Source organism: Vibrio sp. TAP-3B (assembly GCF_057784735.1).
Genome location: NZ_CM173495.1, coordinates 2026989 through 2051324 on the forward strand (window position 1 = coordinate 2026989; position 24336 = coordinate 2051324).

Consider the following 24336-nt stretch of genomic DNA (forward strand, 5'->3'; position numbering starts at 1 on the left):
GCGAGTCGTTTATACTTGTTTCCGTACTCAGCCTCACACTTTTGCCTACTTTATTCATGATTCATTGGTGCCTCTCGTGGTAAAGTTGCCCGCAGATTCTTGATAATAACGAGACAGGATATTCCCCCAATGATTAAAAAATGTCTGTTCCCTGCTGCAGGCTATGGCACACGCTTTCTACCGGCCACTAAATCAATGCCAAAAGAGATGATGCCAGTAGTGAACAAGCCGTTAATTGAGTACGGTGTTGAAGAAGCAATCCAAGCTGGTATGAACGGCATGTGTATTGTTACAGGTCGTGGCAAGCACTCGATCATGGACCACTTTGATAAGAACTACGAGCTGGAACATCAGATTAGCGGCACCAACAAAGAAGAGTTGTTGGTAGACATTCGTGACATCATTGAATCCGCACACTTCACTTATATTCGTCAGCGTGAAATGAAAGGCTTAGGCCACGCTATCCTGACTGGGCGTGAGTTGGTCGGCGACGAACCCTTTGCCGTAGTCCTTGCTGATGACCTTTGTGTCAACGAAAAGGAAGGCGTTCTGGCTCAAATGGTTGCATTGTTTAAGCAATTCCGCTGTTCAATCGTTGCGGTTCAAGAAGTCCCAGAAGAAGAAACACATAGATATGGTGTGATTTCAGGTGAAATGATCAAAGACGATATCTACCGCGTAGATGACATGGTAGAGAAACCAGAAAAAGGCACCGCGCCAAGCAACTTAGCCATTATCGGCCGTTACATTCTGACTCCAGATATCTTCGAGTTAATCGAAAATACAGAGCCAGGTAAAGGTGGTGAGATTCAAATCACCGACGCGCTACTCAAACAAGCAAAAGCAGGTTGCGTATTGGCTTATAAATTCAAAGGTCAACGCTTTGACTGCGGTAGTGTCGAAGGCTATATCGAAGCAACAAACTACTGCTTTGAAAATCTGTACCTAAAAGATGAGAAAACATCTGAGCTCGGTAAGCACGCAACGCAAAAAGCGGTATAAATTCTTCGTCCTATTTCGCGATAACGATTCACAAAGCTCGGCACCATGCCGAGCTTTTATTTTACTGTTTTTTTGTCCAGTGTTTTTCTTTGCACATTTCTCACACTATGTAATACTTGTCCCACTTGGTTATACATAGAGCAAAAACGATGGATAAAATAGAAGTTCGCGGTGCCCGAACCCATAACCTCAAAGACATTAATCTTACAATTCCTCGCGACAAACTGATTGTTATTACTGGATTAAGCGGTTCCGGTAAGTCCTCTCTCGCTTTCGACACCTTGTATGCTGAAGGGCAAAGACGTTATGTGGAGTCTCTATCAGCTTACGCTCGCCAGTTTTTGTCTCTGATGGAAAAGCCCGATGTCGATTCTATCGAAGGCTTATCACCTGCAATTTCTATCGAACAGAAGTCAACGTCTCATAACCCTCGTTCAACCGTGGGTACCATTACCGAAGTCTACGATTACTTACGCCTGCTTTATGCCCGTGTCGGTGAGCCTCGATGCCCGACCCATCATGCCCCTCTTGCCGCTCAAACCATTAGTCAAATGGTAGACAAGGTGCTCGAGATGCCTGAAGGCAGCAAAATGATGTTACTAGCCCCCATCGTCAAAGAGCGTAAAGGGGAACATGTCAAAACACTTGAAAATCTTGCTGCTCAAGGCTTTATCCGCGCTCGCATTGATGGTGAAACGTGTGATCTTTCCGATCCGCCAACTCTAGAATTACACAAAAAACACACCATTGAAGTGGTCGTGGATCGCTTTAAAGTACGTCCAGATTTACATCAGCGTTTAGCCGAGTCTTTTGAAACAACACTTGAGCTTTCAGGGGGGATCGCCGTGGTTGCGCCCATGGAGGGAGACGGCGAAGAAATTATTTTCTCGGCTAATTTCGCTTGTCCTCAGTGTGGTTACAGCATGCAAGAATTGGAGCCGCGACTTTTCTCGTTCAACAACCCTGCCGGCGCTTGTGGCACTTGTGATGGTTTAGGTGTACAGCAGTATTTTGACCCGAGCCGAGTGATTCAAGATGATTCGCTGAGCTTGGCACAAGGCGCTATTCGCGGCTGGGATCAAAAAAACTATTACTACTTCCAAATGCTGACATCATTGGCGGATCATTATGGGTTGGATCTACATGCCCCATTCAATTCGCTGCCCAAGAAAACCCAAGATGTGATTTTAAAAGGATCGGGGCGTACCGACATTGAGTTTAAATACATCAATGACCGTGGTGATATTCGCGTCAAACGTCATCCATTCGAAGGCATTCTGAATACCCTAGAGCGTCGTTATCGTGATACCGAGTCTAATTCCGTACGTGAAGAGTTAGCCAAGTATATCTCAACCAAATCTTGTTCTAGCTGTGGCGGAACCCGTTTACGCTTGGAAGCACGTAACGTTTTTATTGCCGATACCACCCTTCCAGAGATTGTCGAGCTTAGCATTGCGGATACACTTGAGTTCTTTCGTTCTTTAAAACTCGAAGGACAACGCGCTCAAATCGCTGAAAAAATAATGAAAGAGATCAACGATCGTCTGCAATTTCTCGTCAACGTTGGTTTGAACTATCTGAACTTATCCCGCAGTGCGGAAACCTTATCAGGTGGTGAAGCACAACGTATCCGTCTGGCAAGTCAAATCGGCGCAGGCCTCGTAGGTGTGATGTACGTGTTGGATGAGCCATCAATTGGTCTCCACCAGCGTGACAATGAGCGTCTGCTAAAAACGCTGACTCACCTACGCGATCTTGGTAATACTGTACTTGTCGTCGAGCACGATGAGGATGCCATTCGCAGTGCCGATCACGTGATTGATATCGGCCCTGGTGCGGGGGTTCATGGTGGCCACGTTGTCGCAGAAGGGACGTTCGAAGAAGTTATCGCCAACCCGAACTCTGTCACAGGTCAGTACTTAAGTGGGGTTAAAAAAATTGCGATCCCCAAAGAGCGCACCCCCCGAGATCCGAAAAAAACAGTCAAACTGCTAGGGGCCACCGGTAACAACCTTAAGAATGTCGATCTGTCGATTCCTGTCGGGTTATTTAGCTGTATTACTGGCGTATCTGGCTCAGGTAAATCAACGTTGATTAATGATACCTTTTTCAAAATAGCTCACACCCAATTAAACGGCGCGACTACCGCCCAGCCTTCACCGTACACATCCATTAAAGGGCTTGAGCATTTTGATAAGGTGATCGATATCGATCAAAGCCCTATTGGTCGCACACCTCGTTCGAACCCAGCCACCTACACAGGCATCTTTACCCCCATCCGTGAACTGTTTGCCGGTACACAAGAATCACGCTCACGGGGCTACAAACCTGGACGTTTTAGTTTTAATGTGCGTGGTGGCCGTTGTGAGGCGTGTCAAGGGGACGGTGTCATTAAAGTAGAAATGCACTTCTTACCGGATGTCTACGTACCGTGTGATGGATGTAAAGGAAAGCGCTATAACCGCGAAACCTTGGAAGTACGCTACAAAGGCAAAACCATTGATGAAGTCCTCGAGATGACCGTCGAAGACGCGCGAACTTTCTTCGAGCCAGTTCCAGCTATTGCGCGTAAATTGCAAACTTTAATGGACGTTGGCCTGTCATACATACGTCTTGGCCAAGCAGCAACCACGCTATCTGGTGGTGAGGCACAACGTGTCAAACTAGCACGAGAGTTATCGAAACGCGATACAGGAAAAACGCTCTATATTTTAGATGAGCCAACAACTGGCCTTCACTTCCATGACATCCAACAGTTACTCACGGTCCTACATCGCTTGCGTGATCACGGGAATACAGTGGTCGTGATCGAGCACAACTTAGATGTTATCAAGACTGCTGACTGGCTTATCGATTTAGGGCCAGAAGGCGGCCAGGGTGGTGGAGAGATAATTGCTCAAGGAACACCGGAAGATGTGTCGCAAATCGAGGGCTCACACACAGCTCACTTCCTTAAACCTATGTTGAAGTAGAAAAAACAGGTAAAGTACGAAGACCAGCAAGTGCTGGTCTTTTTTCATTCAAAACAACGCAATAACTATGGCTACTATACATGTAAGTGGAACGAAGCTTTCTCCTGAAAAAGTACAAATTCCTCTCAATCGCAAGTTTATCTTTGCTTTGGCAACACTGTTTTTGTTGGCAATGCACTTTTTTATCCCTAATCCTGGCGGTTCAGGCTTGGCTCTTTCATTCAATGCGACAACTTGGATTGCTTTTAGTTTTGCGCTAGGTATTGGATGTTATCAACTCGCCAGCAACCGAGTTTTACGTTACTCCAAACTGACCATTGGGCTGTGTATTAGCGTCATGATCATGACTGTACCCGTCTTTTATCCGAATGCGAATAGTAGTTTGGCGGCCAATAAACTCATTGGCCTTTGGAGTGGTTTGCTGTTTTTTATTGTGTTGCAACAGTTCCATTTCAGTAATAAGCACCGTCAGCGCTTGTTGTGGTTCATCGTCTTGGCCGTTGTCATCGAAGCCATTTTCGGTTTGACGCAATACCTCTACCTCAAGCCGGGTAATCCATTTGGTTACAATACAATGGTTAACCGTCCCTATGGTATTTTCCAGCAGCCGAATGTAATGGCTAGCTTTCTCGCAACTGGATTGGTGATTGCGAGTTACTTGCTTGCGCGCCAGCCCTATAAGTACGACCGAAAATTGAGTGATGTTTACCTGCTCTATGCAGTGCCCGTGTTAACTTTGCCATTGATTGTGGCATTGGCTTCACGTACTGGCTGGTTAGCATCGATTATCGCCGTATTATTGCTCATTCCGTATATGTACCGCTTCGCGACAAAAGGACGCTTTGTCCGCTGGGTTTCGTCTCTCGCGACAGGGCTAGCACTATCGGTTGTTGTGATGCACATTGCCTTTCCTGACGGCGGCGGCTTAGCGACAGAGAAAGTGAACATGGAGTCACCTCGTGCTTACACTTTCCCTCAAACTTTAGATATGGTGATTGAAAAGCCTTTCACCGGCTATGGCTATGGCCGATTTGAGTCGGAGTATATGCTGTATACTGCTCGCCAACATGCACTAAACGAGCATTATCCCGCGGGTTTACCTGCAATGGATCATCCTCATAACGAACTACTTTACTGGGGCGTTGAAGGTGGATTATTGCCAATATTAGGCATTTTCTTAGCCATGATGCTCGTACTGTATCGCATCTATCAAGCCAAGCGAGGGACTCGTCTTGCCCTACTTGCACTGTTTATTCCGATGGTCTTGCACTCGCAGCTGGAATACCCTTTCTATCATTCTTTAGTGCATTGGTTGATCTTCATTCTGCTTATTTACTGGGTAGATCAGCGCGTCTCTCGTTACCGACAAGTAGGATTCAGTCACATCACAAAAAGCTTGCTACGAGTCTTGAGTTTAATACTTCCCACCGTATTTACGTTCTACATGGTGAGCGCTCTACATACCAACTATATACTGACGAAGTTCGAAACCACACGACCGACCAACCCAGATATTCTCAATCAAGTCAGCAATCCAGTTGTTTGGAAAGATAGATTCGACTGGGATGTCTACAGCACGTTCTTGAACATCGGCTTATACCAGCAAGACCCAACATTGATTCAGCCATACATCGACTGGTCACTCACGATCATTAAAGATAAACCACGTCCTGCTTTCTATAATAATTTGATTCTCGCCTATCAAGGTCTAAACGACAGTAGCAAAGCTGAGCAGGTACGGACTGAAGCGCAATTCCTATTTCCGAACGTAGACTTTAGCCAAGTCAATTACCAACCACCTTCACATGCGCAATCGGCGACACCGAGCATATCTCGGCCTGAATCGGTCATGGCGAATTAAGTCATATAAAAAAGCGAAGGAGAACCTTCGCTTTTTTATTTATATTTTGATTAACACTACTCGGTGAGCGACTCTTCTAAGGCTTTTAAGCACAGTGCGACATTTTCAGGTCGAGCAGCATAGCCCATCAAACCGATCCGCCACGCTTTTCCAGCCAATGCTCCTAATCCCGCGCCAATCTCCAAGTTGTACGTCTCTAACAAATGCGTACGAACTTTTGCTTCATCGACCCCTTCTGGCACATAAATCGCATTCAACTGAGGTAAGCGATGAGCCTCTTCCACTACAAATTCAAAGCCAAGCTTTTGTAAGCCATCCTTCAATTTTTCATGCATTAATTGGTGACGAGCCCAGGCACTCTCCAAACCTTCGTTCTTTAAAATCAGTAAAGCTTCGTGCAGCGCATACAAACTATTAACTGGTGCAGTATGGTGGTAGCTACGTTTGCCTTCGCCACTCCAGTAACCTAGCACTAAACTTTGGTCTAAGAACCAACTCTGTACTGGTGAGGTTCTTGACTGAATCTTTTCGATTGCGGCAGGAGAAAGCGTCACTGGCGATAAACCAGGTACACATGACAAACATTTTTGACTTCCCGAATACACCGCATCCAGTTGCCACTCATCGACTTTTAGCGGCACACCGCCCAATGACGTGACCGCATCAACAATCGATAATGTGTTGTACTGCTTCGCTAGTTTCCCTAGAGTTTGAGCATCACTCACTGCGCCGGTTGAAGTTTCTGCATGTACGAAAGCGAGGATTTTTGTCTCAGGATGCTGCTGTAGTGCTTGCTCCACTTTATCAACAGAAACTGGCGTACCCCATTCATCATCAACGACAACAACTTCTCCCCCAGCACGAACCACGTTTTCACGCATGCGCTCACCAAACACACCATTGCGGCACACAATGACTTTGTCACCTTTTTCAATTAAGTTAACAAAACAGGTTTCCATCCCCGCACTGCCTGGCGCCGAGACCGCAATAGTGAATTCATTTTCCGTCTGGAAAGCGTATTTCAATAGCTGTTTCAACTCATCCATCATCGCGATGAAAAGAGGGTCTAAATGGCCAACCGTTGGACGACTCAATGCTTGAAGCACTTGAGGATAAATATCAGAAGGACCAGGTCCCATGAGAATACGATGAGGGGGAATAAAGCTCTGGATCGGCATGTCAGCTCCTTGATTGCTATCATTTATCCTGAGCATGATAAAAGTTCTATTCAACAAGGTGGCTCAGGCATCAAGCTTTTACCCTAATCGATTTTCCTTCACTCAGCAATTAGCCGTAAGTATAGAGGTCAAACCACTGTCACAAATTCGTTAATAAAAAACATCATCATGGTTGAAATATTGATTGACATTACTTCGGCAAAACCGTTCAATGTTTGAGCTTTATGTAGAAGAGGAGCACTACCCAGGTAGATGATTGGTGGAACCGCAATTCCAAGCCCAATTATTCAGGGGGAGTAGTGCCGAGGTAAGTCAAAGTTGCAGGATTTGACTTGTCGGTTGACTGGGTTGAGTCCCATCAACTGTCATCAGCGCCGCCTGATGAAGAGCTTCTGAGGGTGAGTTTTTCAAATGACATTCTAAATACCTCTCTTTTTGCTCTGTTCCTTTCCTCACTAAACATTGGATGTACATATTATTTTTTAGGAAGTCGTGGGAGAACGCAGTGAGTGCATTTAACGTAGCTAAATTCGGTGGGACTAGTGTGGCCAACTTTGAGGCAATGAGTCGTTGCGCCAGCATTATTGAAAACAACCCAAATACTCGCTTAGTGGTGAGCAGTGCTTGCTCAGGTGTAACCAATTTACTGGTTGCGTTGGCAAGTGGCGTGCAAGACCAAACACACCGCTCCGAGTTACTTCAAAAGCTGACCAATATACATGATTCCGTTTTAGCTCAGCTCAAAGATGGCTCTGAAGCCTCCACTGAGGTATATGCCATTCTCGATACCGTAACCAGTCTGGCCGAAGCCGCATCCATTCAAACCAGCGCCAAGCTGACCGATCAATTGGTCGCATGTGGTGAACTGATGTCGACCCATATTCTCGCTCAATTGATGCGTGAACGTGACATTCAAGCCGTTCGCTTCGATATCCGTGACGTTTTAAGAACAGATGACAGCTTTGGCCGCGCAGAACCAAACATTGAAATGATTTCAGAGCTCGCACAAGAAAAATTGGTTCCACTGTGTCACAAATCTGTCGTCATCACTCAAGGCTTTATCGGGTCTGACGGACAAGGCAATACAACCACATTGGGACGAGGCGGCAGCGACTACAGTGCCGCATTAATCGCAGAGAGTGTCAAAGCGGCGGGTTTAGAAATTTGGACCGATGTGCCAGGCATCTACACCACCGATCCCCGTATTGCGCCAAAGGCCTCACCCATCCCCGAGATCAGCTTTAGCGAAGCATCAGAAATGGCCAATTTTGGTGCAAAGATCCTCCACCCTTCAACACTTATTCCTGCACTTCGCCATGACATTCCTGTGTTTGTTGGTTCATCGAAGACACCAGAGAAAGGCGGCACTTGGATTCGTCATCAAGTCGAAAGCTCACCACTTTTCCGCGCGCTGGCCCTACGCTGCAACCAAACGATGGTGACACTCCGCAGTGCCAACATGTTCCACGCGTATGGCTTCTTGGCAAAAGTCTTTGAGATCTTAGCCAAACACAAAATCTCAGTCGATTTGATCACAACATCAGAAATCAGTGTCTCGTTAACTTTGGATCAAACGGATACGTCAGGCGGGGCCCCTCAACTACCACAAGCCGTGCGTGAAGAACTGGAAGCGCTGTGTAAAGTAGAAGTCGAACACGATTTATGCCTCGTTGCTCTGATTGGTAATAACATGAGCGAGAGCAAAGGTTATGCGAAACAAGTCTTCGGTACGCTAGCAGATTTTAACCTACGTATGATTTGTTACGGTGCCAGCCCTCATAACTTGTGCTTCCTTGTTCATGAGTCAGTGTCGAAACAAGCCATCCAAAAACTGCATACTGAACTGTTTGAGTCATAATACTTTATATCAAATAGGAAAAAGGGCTGCGATTGTGCAGCCCTCTTTGTTTTCACAGAAACAGATTAAGCGTTGATGTTTGGACCTAGCCACTTTTCAGCTTCGATCCGATCCCACCTTTTACGATCGGCATAACTTTCTAACTGATCGTCTTGAATCTGTGCGATCGCGAAATAGCGAGAGTCGGGGTGCGAGAAGTACCAACCCGATACCGATGCTCCGGGGTACATCGCATAGCTTGAAGTCAATGACATACCAATATTCTCTTCTACATTAAGTAGCTCCCATAATGGACCTTTTTCAGTATGCTCAGGGCATGCAGGATAACCAGGTGCAGGGCGAATACCTTGATATTTTTCACGGATAAGACCATCGTTAGATAAGTTTTCATCCGCTGCATAACCCCAAATTTCTTTGCGTACGCGCTTATGCAAATATTCAGCAAACGCTTCGGCAAGACGATCCGCTACCGCTTGAATCATGATGGCGTTGTAATCATCACCTTGGGCTTTATATTGGTCAGCCAGTTCACGTTCACCTATGCCACCGGTTACCGCAAACGCTCCAATCCAATCTGGCTTACCCGACTCTTTTGGCGCGATGTAGTCCGAAAGACAGTAATTGAATCCTTTTGGTTTTTCAGTTTGTTGACGTAGATTACGCAGCACTTTCGCCACTTCGTTACGTGATTCATCGGTGTACACTTCAATATCATCGCCTACGCTCGCCGCTGGAAATAAACCACACATGCCGCGAGCTTTAAGTAAACCTTCCCGCTCAACACGGTCAAGCAACTCATTGGCATCATCGAACAGACGCTGTGCCTCTTCACCGACTTCTTCATGCTTGAAAATGGTTGGGTACTTGCCAACTAATGACCAAGTCATAAAGAAAGGGGTCCAATCGATGTATGGACGTAACGCCGCGATATCAACGTCATCAAAGATATGAATTCCCGGTTTAACCGGCGCAGGCGGTGTGTAAACTTCCCAATTGATAGCCACTTTATTTGCCCGCGCCTCTTCAAGCGTCACGGGTTTAGTTCTCGGCTTCTTACGCTTATGCTGATCTCGAACACGTTCATAATCAGCATCTAGCTTTTCAACAAACACCGGTCGACGTTCGTCTGATAATAAAGATGAACATACCCCCACAGCTCGAGAGGCATTATTTACGTACACCACAGGATGTTGATAGTTTTGCTCAATCTTAACCGCCGTGTGCGCTTTTGATGTGGTTGCTCCGCCAATCAACAGTGGCAGTTTAAAATCAAGACGTTGCATTTCTTTCGCGACATGGACCATTTCATCTAAGGAGGGGGTGATCAAGCCTGATAGACCGATGATGTCGACATTCTCTTCTTGTGCCACTTTTAAGATTTTGTCGCATGGCACCATAACGCCAAGATCGATAATTTCATAGTTATTACATTGAAGCACTACGCCAACGATATTTTTTCCAATATCGTGCACATCCCCTTTGACTGTGGCGAGTAGGATCTTACCATTAGTTTGGCCAACCTGTTTTTCAGCATCAATGTAGGGCTCCAAATGCCCAACTGCCTGTTTCATCACTCGGGCTGACTTCACTACCTGAGGCAGAAACATCTTACCTTCCCCAAATAAGTCCCCGACCACGTTCATACCATCCATTAACGGGCCTTCAATTACCTCCAAAGGTTTAGTAGCATTCACGCGAGCTTCTTCCGTGTCCTCGATAATAAACTCGGTAATCCCTTTTACTAAGGCATGCTCCAAACGCTTTTCAACAGGCCATGTTCGCCACTCTAATACTGAAGCATCTTCTTCCTTGCCAACCCCCTTGTCTGCGTACACGGTAGCAATATCTAATAGCCTTTCTGTTGAGTCATCACGACGGTTCAAAACCACATCTTCTACCGCTTCGCGCAATGTTTCAGGGACGTTATCGTAAATTTCTAACTGGCCAGCATTTACGATGCCCATGTCCATACCGTTTTTAAAACAGTGGTAAAGGAACACGGCGTGAATCGCTTCACGCACGTAATTATTGCCACGAAAAGAGAAAGAAACATTAGAGACACCACCTGAAATCATCGCATGTGGTAGGTCACGTTTGATCTCCCCGATAGCTTCGATAAAATCAACCGCGTAGTTGTTGTGCTCATCAATCCCTGTCGCAACAGCAAAGATATTTGGATCAAAAATGATATCTTCAGGTGGGAAACCACCCTCATCGACCAAAACTCGGTAAGCGTTAGTACAAATTTCGACTTTACGCTCACGGGTATCCGCCTGACCGACTTCATCAAAGGCCATGACGATGACCGCCGCACCGTAACGACGAATCAACTTCGCTTGCTCGACAAACTTTTCTTTGCCTTCTTTTAGCGAGATCGAGTTTACAATCCCTTTACCTTGAATACACTTTAAGCCAGCTTCGATCACTTCCCACTTCGAAGAATCGACCATGATTGGCACTTTCGAAATTTCTGGCTCAGACGCACAAAGGTTCAAGAACCGAACCATACAGGCCTGAGCGTCCAACATGCCTTCATCCATGTTAATGTCGATGATTTGCGCACCATTTTCAACTTGCTGACGTGCAACATCTAGAGCCTCATCATAGCGTTCTTCTCGAATCAGGCGTTTGAAACGAGCAGAGCCAGTCACGTTAGTACGCTCACCTACATTTATAAATAACGACTCTTTTTTTATCGTCAGTGGTTCAAGCCCAGACAAGCGACAAGCGACTGGTAAATCAGGCAAATGACGAGGCACTACGCCTTCAACCGCTTCTGTCATTTGACGAATATGTTCTGGGGTCGTCCCACAACAACCACCGATTAAATTCAAAAAGCCACTTTGTGCCCACTCTTTAACATGAGTTGCCATCTCTTCTGGGGAAAGATCGTACTCACCGAACGCATTAGGTAGCCCAGCATTAGGATGCGCGGAAATGAATGACTCAGAAATACGAGAGAGCTCCTCAACATAAGGGCGAAGCTCATCGGGACCAAGAGCACAGTTAAGACCAAAAGATAGCGGCCTTACATGACGTAGAGAGTTATAAAAAGCTTCGGTCGTTTGTCCTGATAGCGTGCGACCCGACGCATCGGTAATCGTACCTGAAATCATGACAGGCAGAGTGATACCAAGTTCTTCGAATACCGTATCGACCGCAAAAGCACACGCCTTAGCATTCAATGTGTCAAAGATAGTTTCGATCAGGATCAGGTCCGCCCCACCTGTTATCAGCGCACGCGTGGATTCCGAATACGCTTCAACTAATTGGTCAAAAGAGACATTTCGGTAACTGGGGTCGTTAACATCAGGTGAGATTGAACAAGTACGATTAGTCGGTCCAAGCACTCCGGCAACATAACGCGGCTTATCAGGGGTCTTTAACGTCCATTCATCTGCAACTTCACGGGCGAGTTTAGCGGCAGCGAGGTTAATTTCTTCACTGAAGCTTTCCATTTCATAATCGGCCATCGCAATCGTCGTGGCGTTGAATGTGTTGGTTTCGAGAATATCGGCGCCTGCTTCAAGATAAGCCGCGTGTATTTCCTTGATCAGTTGAGGCTGACTAAGTACCAACAAATCGTTGTTACCTTTTAAATCGCAATGCCAGTCAGCAAAGCGTTCTCCCCGATAGTCTTGCTCTTCAAGTTTGTATCCCTGAATCATGGTTCCCATACCACCATCAATCAGAAGAATACGTTGTTTCAATTGAGCTTCAATCTGTTGTCTTACATTACATCCCACAGTACAGCCTCATTCCTTAAGTTATAATTCCATCCTATCACACAAACTTCAGGAGTCTAGACGTCTAAACGGGAATTGATGATTATTTTATCTCCTTCTTAACTTGCAAAATAATCGCGAAAAAATGTTTGCTATTTAACCAACATCAACCGAAAATTCCATTCACAAAATGTTACAAATAGAGATCTCTATGTCGGTCTACCATACCTTATGTTTTTTATCTGCCGCTGCGATGTTAATTGCCTTTATAAACAGCAAGGTAGGAAAAATGCAAACCACCATCGCGATTACTGCAGGCTCCATGGTACTTTCGCTTCTCATCTTGACGGCAGGTCAAAATAATTGGTTCCACCTCACCGAAGTGGCAACAGAAACAGTCACGAAAATCAACTTTGAAGACTTCTTACTTAATGGCATTCTTGGTTTCTTACTGTTTGCTGGCGGACTGGGCATCAAGCTCCCTAACCTTAAAGATCAAAAGTGGGAGATAACGACTTTAGCTCTTGGTGCCACGCTATTTTCGACCTTCTTCATTGGTTTTGTCCTTTATGGCGCTTGTCACTTGCTTGGGATTCAGTTTGATTTAGTTTACTGCTTGTTGTTCGGTGCACTAATCTCACCAACCGATCCAATTGCGGTTTTGGCCATTGTTAAAAAGCTTGATGCTCCAAAACGTATCTCAACCCAAATAGAAGGCGAATCTCTCTTCAACGACGGGTTTGGTTTGGTCATTTTTGTAACCTTGTTCACAATCGCATTTGGCACGGAAGCACCAACCGTCGGAAGTGTCACATTATTATTTATCCAAGAAGCCATCGGGGGCATCGTATACGGCCTGCTCCTCGGCTTACTATTTCACTACTTGATCGGTGCGACCGATGACCACTCCATGGAGTTATTATTAACCATTGGCATTCCAACTGCTGGCTATGCGCTCGCAGAATACATCCATGTTTCTGGCCCATTAGCGATGGTGGTATCGGGCATAATGATCGGTAACTGGACGCGCTTTATTGGTTTCTCAAAAGAAAGTGAAGATCACCTTGACCACTTCTGGGAATTAGTGGATGAATTTCTAAATGGTGTTCTGTTCTTATTAATCGGTATGTCGATGCTGTTATTTGAATTTCATGAAGAAGACTGGATCATGATGGCAATTTCAATTCCTCTTGTTCTAGCGGCTCGTTATTTAAGTGTATATATCTCTTATATTGGCTTTAAACGCTATCGAAAGTATAACCCTTGGTCAGTGAGAATTTTAACGTGGGGAGGCTTACGTGGTGGTCTTGCTCTTGCTATGGCGCTTTCAATTCCATCAGGCATTTGGGTAATTCAAGATAAATTAATTGATGTAAAAGAAATCATTCTTGTAATGACTTACTCCGTCGTTGTTTTCTCTATTTTGATCCAAGGTTCAACCATCACACCAATGATTGAAAAAGCCAAAGCTGAAGAGAAGAAAATGGAAGAACAACAAGGAGCCCTCGTCCCTGAACAGAAAGAGCAAATAGACTCTTAAGAAAGTAAATAAAAGTAATATGACCTAAGAAGCAGCTCGTGGTTGCTTTTTTATCTCCAGTAATACTAATCGTCGGACTAAGTACTAACGAACGTAACGGAATATCTATCAAGTTGATCGCGGCTATAACGCTAACACGAATTGGACTGACATTGGCGCCTTCGGCAATATGAATGATTGCTAAGCGAACTAAATTATAAGCAGCCTCTAAGTTCTTGACTAACTCCTGCTGCAAAACGACTTCGCAATGTCACTTCACTTTACTGGTGTGTTGGTGGATTAGGGTTCTTTCGCTGCAATCCAGCCGGACCGCTTGTGAGCGGGTAGCTGCCATCTCTAATACTTGTTTTTAATGTGTCATGGAAAGCTTAAGTCGAATGGCATTAACGACAGACTCGTAGTTTTACCATCCTCCATAGTTTCATGAGCTAGAACTAACTCTTAGCCAACATAGAAAAATCCCCACTAACTAAGTTAGTGGGGATTATCATAGCAATCTAAGGGTCATTTAAGTCTCTAAACTGATCAACATTAAGTCTTTTTCTAATACGTGGTAGATCAGCTCGGAGTATATACTGTCAGACATCAAGCACTCAGCGCCTGGAGCCTTTAAATAAATATTAAAATGAAAAAAGCCTCGCTATTACTAGCGAGGCTTTTGAATAAATGGCGGAGTGGACGGGACTCGAACCCGCGACCCCCGGCGTGACAGGCCGGTATTCTAACCAACTGAACTACCACTCCGCAGTGGTATCACCCGTTGTAAAAACGAATGTCCATAATGTAAAGCCTGGCGATGTCCTACTCTCACATGGGGAAACCCCACACTACCATCGGCGCTATTTCGTTTCACTTCTGAGTTCGGCATGGAAGTCAGGTGGGGCCAAAACGCTATGGTCGCCAAGCAAATTCTTTTTAACTACCGCCAACGCAGTAATTAATAATCTGGAAAGCTGTTTCAGTTCTTAACACAATCAAGTTTTCTTGTATTGAGTCCATCAAAACCCCTTGGGTGTTGTATGGTTAAGCCTCACGGGCAATTAGTACAGGTTAGCTCAATGCCTCGCAGCACTTACACACCCTGCCTATCAACGTCGTAGTCTACGACAACCCTTTAGGATACTTAAAGTATCAGGGAGAACTCATCTCAAGGCTCGCTTCCCGCTTAGATGCTTTCAGCGGTTATCGATCCCGAACTTAGCTACCGGGCAATGCGTCTGGCGACACAACCCGAACACCAGAGGTTCGTCCACTCCGGTCCTCTCGTACTAGGAGCAGCCCCTTTCAATTCTCCAACGCCCACGGCAGATAGGGACCGAACTGTCTCACGACGTTCTAAACCCAGCTCGCGTACCACTTTAAATGGCGAACAGCCATACCCTTGGGACCGACTTCAGCCCCAGGATGTGATGAGCCGACATCGAGGTGCCAAACACCGCCGTCGATATGAACTCTTGGGCGGTATCAGCCTGTTATCCCCGGAGTACCTTTTATCCGTTGAGCGATGGCCCTTCCATTCAGAACCACCGGATCACTATGACCTGCTTTCGCACCTGCTCGAATTGTCATTCTCGCAGTCAAGCGGGCTTATGCCATTGCACTAACCACACGATGTCCAACCGTGTTTAGCCCACCTTCGTGCTCCTCCGTTACGCTTTGGGAGGAGACCGCCCCAGTCAAACTACCCACCAGGCACTGTCCTCACCCCCGATGAGGGGGCTAAGTTAGAACATCGACACTACAAGGGTGGTATTTCAAGGTTGCCTCCACACATACTGGCGTACGTGCTTCAAAGGCTCCCACCTATCCTACACATGTAGGGTCAATGTTCAGTGCCAAGCTGTAGTAAAGGTTCACGGGGTCTTTCCGTCTAGCCGCGGGTACACTGCATCTTCACAGCGATTTCAATTTCACTGAGTCTCGGGTGGAGACAGCGTGGCCATCATTACGCCATTCGTGCAGGTCGGAACTTACCCGACAAGGAATTTCGCTACCTTAGGACCGTTATAGTTACGGCCGCCGTTTACCGGGGCTTCGATCAAGAGCGTCGACCGAAGTCTAACCCCATCAATTAACCTTCCGGCACCGGGCAGGCGTCACACCGTATACGTCATCTTACGATTTTGCACAGTGCTGTGTTTTTAATAAACAGTTGCAGCCACCTGGTATCTGCGACTCCTAGTAGCTCCATCCGCAAGGGACTTCACCGCCAAGAGCGTACCTTCTCCCGAAGTTACGGTACCATTTTGCCTAGTTCCTTCACCCGAGTTCTCTCAAGCGCCTTGGTATTCTCTACCCGACCACCTGTGTCGGTTTGGGGTACGATTCCATCAAATCTGAAGCTTAGAGGCTTTTCCTGGAAGCATGGCATCAATGACTTCACATCCGTAGATGCTCGACGTCGTGTCTCAGCCTTAAAAAGAGCCGGATTTACCTAACTCTTTAGCCTACGCACTTGAACCTGGACAACCGTCGCCAGGCCCACCTAGCCTTCTCCGTCCCCCCATCGCAATTTGATTGAGTACGGGAATATTAACCCGTTTCCCATCGACTACGCCTTTCGGCCTCGCCTTAGGGGTCGACTCACCCTGCCCCGATTAACGTTGGACAGGAACCCTTGGTCTTCCGGCGTGGAGGTTTTTCACCCCCATTATCGTTACTCATGTCAGCATTCGCACTTCTGATACGTCCAGCGTGCCTTACGACACACCTTCAACCGCTTACAGAACGCTCCCCTACCCAATACTCAAAGAGTATTGCCGCAGCTTCGGTTTACTACTTAGCCCCGTTACATCTTCCGCGCAGGCCGACTCGACCAGTGAGCTATTACGCTTTCTTTAAATGATGGCTGCTTCTAAGCCAACATCCTGGCTGTCTGAGCCTTCCCACATCGTTTCCCACTTAGTAGTAATTTGGGACCTTAGCTGGCGGTCTGGGTTGTTTCCCTCTCCACGACGGACGTTAGCACCCGCCGTGTGTCTCCCGGATAGTACTTACTGGTATTCGGAGTTTGCAAAGGGTTGGTAAGTCGGGATGACCCCCTAGCCTTAACAGTGCTCTACCCCCAGTAGTATTCGTCCGAGGCGCTACCTAAATAGCTTTCGGGGAGAACCAGCTATCTCCAGGTTTGATTGGCCTTTCACCCCTAGCCACAAGTCATCCGCTAATTTTTCAACATTAGTCGGTTCGGTCCTCCAATTGATGTTACTCAATCTTCAACCTGCCCATGGCTAGATCACCTGGTTTCGGGTCTATATCCAGAGACTAAGTCGCGCAGTTAACACTCGCTTTCGCTACGGCTCCCCTAGATGGTTAACCTTGCCACTGAATATAAGTCGCTGACCCATTATACAAAAGGTACGCAGTCACACCACGAAGGTGCTCCTACTGCTTGTACGTACACGGTTTCAGGTTCTATTTCACTCCCCTCACAGGGGTTCTTTTCGCCTTTCCCTCACGGTACTGGTTCACTATCGGTCAGTCAGTAGTATTTAGCCTTGGAGGATGGTCCCCCCATATTCAGACAGGATATCACGTGTCCCGCCCTACTCGATTTCACTGCATATGCGTCGTCAGTTACGGGGCTATCACCCTGTATCGCCAAGCTTTCCAGCTTGTTCACCTGACGCCTATAAAGCTTAAGGGCTAGTCCAATTTCGCTCGCCGCTACTTTCGGAATCTCGGTTGATTTCTTTTCCTCGGGGTACTTAGATGTTTCAGTTCCCCCGGTTCGCCTCGCTACGCTATGTATTCACGCAGCGATACTTACTTATGTAAGTGGGTTTCCCCATTCGGAAATCCCAGACTCAAGTGGCTTTTACTGCCTAATCTGGGCTTATCGCAAGTTAATACGTCCTTCATCGCCTCTGACTGCCAAGGCATCCACCGTGTACGCTTAGTCACTTAACCATACAACCCGAAGGAGTTTCGAGTTGATGTTCAAATCACCAAAGTTGTCTCTCATTATTTGAATGAGCGAGAGACATTTCGATTTTGCCGGACTCAATTTCGAATAATCACTGTAATAGTGATATTCCCAAGAACACTTGAATGTGTTGTTTTGGTGTTTATCTTAAAGATAAACATTGAGAACTTTATTTGATAACAACGTTGTTGTTATCAGTCAGCTTTCCAAATTGTTAAAGAGCAAATCACTTCCTAAGAAGTTCATTTTCTAAAGACTTTTAGATTCAACAATGCGAACCAGTATCAATTGCTTGCTCTGGTTTTGAGTTTTATTCCAAAAATACTTAGAGAATGGTGGGCGATACCGGGCTCGAACCAGTGACCCCCTGCTTGTAAGGCAGGTGCTCTCCCAACTGAGCTAATCGCCCACATTGTTTTCTTACCTAAAGTAAGCATTTCCGTGGAAGGAAATGGTGGGTCGTGCAGGATTCGAACCTGCGACCAATTGATTAAAAGTCAACTGCTCTACCAACTGAGCTAACGACCCAATGGTATCCCGTAGGGGAGTCGAACCCCTGTTACCGCCGTGAAAGGGCGGTGTCCTAGGCCTCTAGACGAACGGGACACTAGTGTAAGTGTTGGGCACTTACTTTCTCTTAAACTTTATAAACCGTATCAATCTGTGTGAACACTCATCGCAATAATCTTTCGTATAAGGAGGTGATCCAGCGCCAGGTTCCCCTAGCGCTACCTTGTTACGACTTCACCCCAGTCATGAACCACAAAGTGGTAAGCGTCCCCCCGAAGGTTAAACTACCTACTTCTTTTGCAGCCCACTCCCATGGTGTGACGGGCGGTGTGTACAAGGCCCGGGAACGTATTCACCGTGGCATTCTGATCCACGATTACTAGCGATTCCGACTTCATGGAGTCGAGTTGCAGACTCCAATCCGGACTACGACGCACTTTTTGGGATTCGCTCACCATCGCTGGCTCGCCGCCCTCTGTATGCGCCATTGTAGCACGTGTGTAGCCCTACTCGTAAGGGCCATGATGACTTGACGTCGTCCCCACCTTCCTCCGGTTTATCACCGGCAGTCTCCCTGGAGTTCCCGACATTACTCGCTGGCAAACAAGGATAAGGGTTGCGCTCGTTGCGGGACTTAACCCAACATTTCACAACACGAGCTGACGACAGCCATGCAGCACCTGTCTCAGAGCTCCCGAAGGCACACCAGAATCTCTTCCGGCTTCTCTGGATGTCAAGAGTAGGTAAGGTTCTTCGCGTTGCATCGAATTAAACCACATGCTCCACCGCTTGTGCGGGCCCCCGTCAATTCATTTGAGTTTTAATCTTGCGACCGTACTCCCCAGGCGGTCTACTTAACGCGTTAGCTCCGAAAGCCACGGCTCAAGGCCACAACCTCCAAGTAGACATCGTTTACGGCGTGGACTACCAGGGTATCTAATCCTGTTTGCTCCCCACGCTTTCGCATCTGAGTGTCAGTATCTGTCCAGGGGGCCGCCTTCGCCACTGGTATTCCTTCAGATCTCTACGCATTTCACCGCTACACCTGAAATTCTACCCCCCTCTACAGTACTCTAGCCTGCCAGTTTCAAATGCTATTCCGAGGTTGAGCCCCGGGCTTTCACATCTGACTTAACAAACCACCTGCATGCGCTTTACGCCCAGTAATTCCGATTAACGCTCGCACCCTCCGTATTACCGCGGCTGCTGGCACGGAGTTAGCCGGTGCTTCTTCTGTCGCTAACGTCAAAGAATACCGCTATTAACGATATCCCCTTCCTCACGACTGAAAGTACTTTACAACCCGAAGGCCTTCTTCATACACGCGGCATGGCTGCATCAGGCTTGCGCCCATTGTGCAATATTCCCCACTGCTGCCTCCCGTAGGAGTCTGGACCGTGTCTCAGTTCCAGTGTGGCTGATCATCCTCTCAGACCAGCTAGGGATCGTCGCCTTGGTGAGCTCTTACCTCACCAACTAGCTAATCCCACCTAGGCATATCCCGACGCGAGAGGCCCGAAGGTCCCCCTCTTTGGCCCGTAGGCATTATGCGGTATTAGCCATCGTTTCCAATGGTTATCCCCCACATCAGGGCAATTTCCTAGGCATTACTCACCCGTCCGCCGCTCGACGCCCAACAAATCACCCGAAGGCTCAATGTTGTCGTTTCCGCTCGACTTGCATGTGTTAGGCCTGCCGCCAGCGTTCAATCTGAGCCATGATCAAACTCTTCAATTTAAGATTTTGTCGGCTCAACGAATACTGACTTCAAAACTACAAACGTAATTTTAAAGCTATTATCGTTCCAACAGAACGATAATGAATTGACTGTGCCAAGATTAAACAAGTTAATCTTGATTGGTCACTCAGTTCATTGAAACCGTATTTGAAGCAAAAGCTTCTAATTCGATTATCATCAACGAGTGCCCACACAGATTGATAGGTCTATATTGTTAAAGAGCTTGGCTTTCAGTGCCTTAGCACTTAAGCGAGGTGCGTATAATACGCTTCCCACTTTGAAAGTCAACATAAAATTCTAAACAAATTTAGAACTCTATGGTGACTTGCTTAACGAATAAGCAAAGTCGAGATTAAAGCCTGGCGATGTCCTACTCTCACATGGGGAAACCCCACACTACCATCGGCGCTATTTCGTTTCACTTCTGAGTTCGGCATGGAAGTCAGGTGGGTCCAAAACGCTATGGTCGCCAAGCAAATTCTTTTTAACTACCGCCAACGCAGTAATTAATAATCTGGAAAGCTGTTTCAGTTCTTAACACAATCAAGTTTTCTTGTATTGAGCCCATCAAAACCCCTTGGGTGTTGTATGGTTAAGCCTCACGGGCAATTAGTACAGGTTAGCTCAATGCCTCGCAGCACTTACACACCCTGCCTATCAACGTCGTAGTCTACGACAACCCTTTAGGATACTTAAAGTATCAGGGAGAACTCATCTCAAGGCTCGCTTCCCGCTTAGATGCTTTCAGCGGTTATCGATCCCGAACTTAGCTACCGGGCAATGCGTCTGGCGACACAACCCGAACACCAGAGGTTCGTCCACTCCGGTCCTCTCGTACTAGGAGCAGCCCCTTTCAATTCTCCAACGCCCACGGCAGATAGGGACCGAACTGTCTCACGACGTTCTAAACCCAGCTCGCGTACCACTTTAAATGGCGAACAGCCATACCCTTGGGACCGACTTCAGCCCCAGGATGTGATGAGCCGACATCGAGGTGCCAAACACCGCCGTCGATATGAACTCTTGGGCGGTATCAGCCTGTTATCCCCGGAGTACCTTTTATCCGTTGAGCGATGGCCCTTCCATTCAGAACCACCGGATCACTATGACCTGCTTTCGCACCTGCTCGAATTGTCATTCTCGCAGTCAAGCGGGCTTATGCCATTGCACTAACCACACGATGTCCAACCGTGTTTAGCCCACCTTCGTGCTCCTCCGTTACGCTTTGGGAGGAGACCGCCCCAGTCAAACTACCCACCAGGCACTGTCCTCACCCCCGATAAGGGGGCTAAGTTAGAACATCAACACTACAAGGGTGGTATTTCAAGGTTGCCTCCACACATACTGGCGTACGTGCTTCAAAGGCTCCCACCTATCCTACACATGTAGGGTCAATGTTCAGTGCCAAGCTGTAGTAAAGGTTCACGGGGTCTTTCCGTCTAGCCGCGGGTACACTGCATCTTCACAGCGATTTCAATTTCACTGAGTCTCGGGTGGAGACAGCGTGGCCATCATTACGCCATTCGTGCAGGTCGGAACTTACCCGACAAGGAATTTCGCTACCTTAGGACCGTTATAGTTACGGCCGCCGTTTACCGGGGCTTCGATCAAGAGCGTCGACCGAAGTCTAACCCCATCAATTAACCTTCCGGCACCGGGCAGGCGTCACACCGTATACGTCATCTTACGATTTTGCACAGTGCTGTGTTTTTAATAAACAGTTGCAGCCACCTGGTATCTGCGACTCCTAGTAGCTCCATCCGCAAGAGACTTCACCGCCAAGAGCGTACCTTCTCCCGAAGTTACGGTACCATTTTGCCTAGTTCCTTCACCCGAGTTCTCTCAAGCGCCTTGGTATTCTCTACCCGACCACCTGTGTCGGTTTGGGGTACGATTCCATCAAATCTGAAGCTTAGAGGCTTTTCCTGGAAGCATGGCATCAATGACTTCACACCCGTAGGTGCTCGACGTCGTGTCTCAGCCTTAAAAAGAGCCGGATTTACCTAACTCTTTAGCCTACGCACTTGAACCTGGACAACCGTCGCCAGGCCCACCTAGCCTTCTCCGTCCCCCCATCGCAATTTGATTGAGTACGGGAATATTAACCCGTTTCCCATCGACTACGCCTTTCGGCCTCGCCTTAGGGGTCGACTCACCCTGCCCCGATTAACGTTGGACAGGAACCCTTGGTCTTCCGGCGTGGAGGTTTTTCACCCCCATTATCGTTACTCATGTCAGCATTCGCACTTCTGATACGTCCAGCATGCCTTACGACACACCTTCAACCGCTTACAGAACGCTCCCCTACCCAATACTCGAAGAGTATTGCCGCAGCTTCGGTTTACTACTTAGCCCCGTTACATCTTCCGCGCAGGCCGACTCGACCAGTGAGCTATTACGCTTTCTTTAAATGATGGCTGCTTCTAAGCCAACATCCTGGCTGTCTGAGCCTTCCCACATCGTTTCCCACTTAGTAGTAATTTGGGACCTTAGCTGGCGGTCTGGGTTGTTTCCCTCTCCACGACGGACGTTAGCACCCGCCGTGTGTCTCCCGGATAGTACTTACTGGTATTCGGAGTTTGCAAAGGGTTGGTAAGTCGGGATGACCCCCTAGCCTTAACAGTGCTCTACCCCCAGTAGTATTCGTCCGAGGCGCTACCTAAATAGCTTTCGGGGAGAACCAGCTATCTCCAGGTTTGATTGGCCTTTCACCCCTAGCCACAAGTCATCCGCTAATTTTTCAACATTAGTCGGTTCGGTCCTCCAATTGATGTTACTCAATCTTCAACCTGCCCATGGCTAGATCACCTGGTTTCGGGTCTATATCCAGAGACTAAGTCGCGCAGTTAACACTCGCTTTCGCTACGGCTCCCCTAGATGGTTAACCTTGCCACTGAATATAAGTCGCTGACCCATTATACAAAAGGTACGCAGTCACACCACGAAGGTGCTCCTACTGCTTGTACGTACACGGTTTCAGGTTCTATTTCACTCCCCTCACAGGGGTTCTTTTCGCCTTTCCCTCACGGTACTGGTTCACTATCGGTCAGTCAGTAGTATTTAGCCTTGGAGGATGGTCCCCCCATATTCAGACAGGATATCACGTGTCCCGCCCTACTCGATTTCACTGCATATGCGTCGTCAGTTACGGGGCTATCACCCTGTATCGCCAAGCTTTCCAGCTTGTTCACCTGACGCCTATAAAGCTTAAGGGCTAGTCCAATTTCGCTCGCCGCTACTTTCGGAATCTCGGTTGATTTCTTTTCCTCGGGGTACTTAGATGTTTCAGTTCCCCCGGTTCGCCTCGCTACGCTATGTATTCACGCAGCGATACTTACTTATGTAAGTGGGTTTCCCCATTCGGAAATCCCAGACTCAAGTGGCTTTTACTGCCTAATCTGGGCTTATCGCAAGTTAATACGTCCTTCATCGCCTCTGACTGCCAAGGCATCCACCGTGTACGCTTAGTCACTTAACCATACAACCCGAAGGAGTTTCGAGTTGATGTTCAAATCACCAAAGTTGTCTCTCATTATTTGAATGAGCGAGAGACATTTCGATTTTGCCGGACTCAATTTCGAATAATCACTGCAATAGTGATATTCCCAAGAACACTTGAATGTGTTGTTTTGGTGTTTATCTTAAAGATAAACATTGAGAACTTTATTTGATAACAACGTTGTTGTTATCAGTCAGCTTTCCAAATTGTTAAAGAGCTAGATTTTCTAATGAAAACCATGTTTAAACACACTCATTGAATGCGCTTAAAGATGGTGGAGCTATGCGGGATCGAACCGCAGACCTCCTGCGTGCAAGGCAGGCGCTCTCCCAGCTGAGCTATAGCCCCATCAGGTGTCGATACTGTATGCCAATTTTCTGGGAAGGAAATTGGTGGGTCTGAGTGGACTCGAACCACCGACCTCTCGCTTATCAGGCGAACGCTCTAACCACCTGAGCTACAGACCCAGTATCGTCTCTTAAACTTTATAAACCGTATCAATCTGTGTGAACACTCATCGCAATAATC

7 protein-coding genes, 6 tRNA genes, 5 rRNA genes, 1 pseudogene and 1 riboswitch are annotated in these 24336 nt (G+C 47.1%); of the genes and pseudogenes, 5 read left to right on the forward strand and 14 right to left on the reverse strand.

Annotated features, from left to right (window positions below):
• Positions 1-129 precede the first annotated feature (129 nt).
• The 3 genes from galU to AC3D28_RS09585 all read left to right on the forward strand — a co-directional run bounded on the left by galU (position 130) and on the right by AC3D28_RS09585 (position 5835).
• Positions 130-1002, forward strand: a complete 873-nt coding sequence (gene galU / locus AC3D28_RS09575) for a UTP--glucose-1-phosphate uridylyltransferase GalU (RefSeq protein ID WP_098414681.1) — start codon at positions 130-132, stop codon at positions 1000-1002.
• A 149-nt stretch (positions 1003-1151) separates the two neighbouring features.
• The gene (uvrA, locus tag AC3D28_RS09580) at positions 1152-3974 is read left to right on the forward strand and encodes an excinuclease ABC subunit UvrA (protein WP_488534626.1); all 2823 of its coding nucleotides are present in this window, start codon (positions 1152-1154) and stop codon (positions 3972-3974) included.
• Between the two features lie 67 nt (positions 3975-4041).
• The gene (locus AC3D28_RS09585) at positions 4042-5835 is read left to right on the forward strand and encodes a PglL family O-oligosaccharyltransferase (protein WP_488534627.1); all 1794 of its coding nucleotides are present in this window, start codon (positions 4042-4044) and stop codon (positions 5833-5835) included.
• A gap of 56 nt (positions 5836-5891) precedes the next feature.
• On the opposite strand, the gene AC3D28_RS09590 is transcribed toward AC3D28_RS09585, so the two are convergent.
• A complete protein-coding gene (locus AC3D28_RS09590; RefSeq protein ID WP_098414678.1) occupies positions 5892-7013 on the reverse strand; it encodes a pyridoxal-phosphate-dependent aminotransferase family protein in 1122 nt (373 codons plus the stop codon).
• Positions 7014-7235: 222 nt separating this feature from the next.
• A riboswitch (Lysine riboswitch) is annotated at positions 7236-7413 on the forward strand.
• 105 nt (positions 7414-7518) lie between these two features.
• Here AC3D28_RS09590 and lysC point away from each other — a divergent pair.
• On the forward strand, positions 7519-8871 hold the full coding sequence (lysC, locus tag AC3D28_RS09595; RefSeq protein ID WP_488534628.1) for a lysine-sensitive aspartokinase 3: 1353 nt from the start codon (positions 7519-7521) through the stop codon (positions 8869-8871).
• A gap of 65 nt (positions 8872-8936) precedes the next feature.
• On the opposite strand, the gene metH is transcribed toward lysC, so the two are convergent.
• Complete coding sequence (metH, locus tag AC3D28_RS09600) at positions 8937-12617, reverse strand: methionine synthase (protein WP_488534629.1); 3681 nt, start codon at positions 12615-12617, stop codon at positions 8937-8939.
• Between the two features lie 190 nt (positions 12618-12807).
• Here metH and AC3D28_RS09605 point away from each other — a divergent pair, with 190 nt between their 5' ends.
• On the forward strand, positions 12808-14136 hold the full coding sequence (locus AC3D28_RS09605; RefSeq protein ID WP_488534630.1) for a cation:proton antiporter: 1329 nt from the start codon (positions 12808-12810) through the stop codon (positions 14134-14136).
• Positions 14137-14209: 73 nt separating this feature from the next.
• On the opposite strand, the pseudogene AC3D28_RS09610 reads toward AC3D28_RS09605, so the two are convergent.
• From AC3D28_RS09610 to AC3D28_RS09665, 12 genes and pseudogenes are all read right to left on the reverse strand, one after another.
• A pseudogene (locus AC3D28_RS09610) lies at positions 14210-14396 on the reverse strand (IS4 family transposase); the annotation flags it as partial.
• Positions 14397-14803: 407 nt separating this feature from the next.
• Positions 14804-14880: transfer RNA gene (locus AC3D28_RS09615), tRNA-Asp, on the reverse strand.
• Between the two features lie 44 nt (positions 14881-14924).
• Positions 14925-15041, reverse strand: a 5S ribosomal RNA gene (gene rrf / locus AC3D28_RS09620).
• A 114-nt stretch (positions 15042-15155) separates the two neighbouring features.
• Positions 15156-18045: ribosomal RNA gene (locus AC3D28_RS09625) — 23S ribosomal RNA — on the reverse strand.
• A gap of 349 nt (positions 18046-18394) precedes the next feature.
• Positions 18395-18470: transfer RNA gene (locus AC3D28_RS09630), tRNA-Val, on the reverse strand.
• A 43-nt stretch (positions 18471-18513) separates the two neighbouring features.
• Positions 18514-18589, reverse strand: a tRNA-Lys gene (locus AC3D28_RS09635).
• Positions 18590-18591: 2 nt separating this feature from the next.
• A tRNA-Glu gene (locus AC3D28_RS09640) sits at positions 18592-18667 on the reverse strand.
• Positions 18668-18755: 88 nt separating this feature from the next.
• Positions 18756-20308 (reverse strand): 16S ribosomal RNA (locus AC3D28_RS09645).
• Positions 20309-20666: 358 nt separating this feature from the next.
• Positions 20667-20783 (reverse strand): 5S ribosomal RNA (gene rrf / locus AC3D28_RS09650).
• A 114-nt stretch (positions 20784-20897) separates the two neighbouring features.
• Positions 20898-23787: ribosomal RNA gene (locus AC3D28_RS09655) — 23S ribosomal RNA — on the reverse strand.
• Together the 16S, 23S and 5S rRNA genes with 6 tRNA genes alongside form the textbook arrangement of a ribosomal RNA operon.
• Before the next feature lie 293 nt (positions 23788-24080).
• Positions 24081-24156: transfer RNA gene (locus tag AC3D28_RS09660), tRNA-Ala, on the reverse strand.
• A 42-nt stretch (positions 24157-24198) separates the two neighbouring features.
• Positions 24199-24275: transfer RNA gene (locus AC3D28_RS09665), tRNA-Ile, on the reverse strand.
• Positions 24276-24336 lie beyond the last annotated feature (61 nt).

Bases quoted from the DNA above. Each gene is read 5' to 3' on its own strand.
- galU (WP_098414681.1), top strand. From the start codon at position 130: ATGATTAAAAAATGTCTGTTCCCTGCTGCAGGCTATGGCACACGCTTT.
- uvrA (WP_488534626.1), top strand. From the start codon at position 1,152: ATGGATAAAATAGAAGTTCGCGGTGCCCGAACCCATAACCTCAAAGAC.
- AC3D28_RS09585 (WP_488534627.1), top strand. From the start codon at position 4,042: ATGGCTACTATACATGTAAGTGGAACGAAGCTTTCTCCTGAAAAAGTA.
- AC3D28_RS09590 (WP_098414678.1), bottom strand. From the start codon at position 7,013: ATGCCGATCCAGAGCTTTATTCCCCCTCATCGTATTCTCATGGGACCT.
- AC3D28_RS09605 (WP_488534630.1), top strand. From the start codon at position 12,808: ATGTCGGTCTACCATACCTTATGTTTTTTATCTGCCGCTGCGATGTTA.